Here is a 774-nt window from a genome sequence, read left to right on the forward strand (position 1 = left end):
CGCGAAGGCCGGTGCATGGTTCGAGAGCTGCGTGAAGCCCAGGTGCTGCGTGTACCAGGCCACGGCGTCATCGACGTCGTTGACCATGTATCGGACATTTACAGACGCGGACATCGTCTTGCCTTTTCCGTGAAACGGTAAAGCACTTTAGCCGGTTTACCGCCAGGCCGCCTCATTCTTCTGCTCGTAGTCCCGGAATGCCTTGATCAGGCCGCCCAGGACCTCCGCCGACGTCTCGAACATGGCCTTCAGCTGGGGCTCATCGAGCTTCGTGATGTCTTCCCGAAGGTGGTCTTGAATCTCCTGGAATGCTTTCTGCATTTTCTGCGTGTGGTGCCGCGGATCGCGGTCGGCTGCGCTTGCCATTTGTCCGTCTCCATTTCGTGGAGTGCTTCGTTGCAAACGCGCGCGACGGAGGACGGGTTCCGGGCGCCGTCGCAGGAACTGCCGATCTCCCCCGTAACGGGGGAGATGTCCGGCAGGACAGAGGAGGGCGGTCCGACTGGGCTCGGCCTGTTGCGGCAGATGGAGGTTAGCGCTTCACGCGCGGCAACCCCTCTGTCGCCTTTGGCGACATCTGCCTCGAGGGGGAGACAAGGCCGGCGCTAAATCAACTTCTCCAGCGTGATCGGCAAATCCCTTACCCGCTTCCCCGTCGCGTGGAACACCGCGTTGGCGATCGCCGGCGCGATGCCGACGATGGCGAGTTCTCCCACGCCCTTGCCGCCGAGGGCGGAGGAATGTGGGTCGGGGATGCCGACCGAGATCGTCTGG

General features: G+C 62.8%; 2 protein-coding genes. Both read right to left on the reverse strand.

Annotated features, from left to right (window positions below; genetic code table 11):
• A partial coding sequence (locus EOD07_RS39270) for a VOC family protein (RefSeq protein WP_164772947.1) occupies window positions 1–114 on the reverse strand: 114 nt, incomplete at its 3' end.
• A gap of 42 nt (window positions 115–156) precedes the next feature.
• The gene (locus EOD07_RS36225) at window positions 157–366 is read right to left on the reverse strand and encodes a hypothetical protein (protein ID WP_127238494.1); all 210 of its coding nucleotides are present in this window, start codon (window positions 364–366) and stop codon (window positions 157–159) included.
• Between the last annotated feature and the right edge of the window lie 408 nt (window positions 367–774).

This window comes from Mesorhizobium sp. M2C.T.Ca.TU.002.02.1.1, from assembly GCF_003997225.1.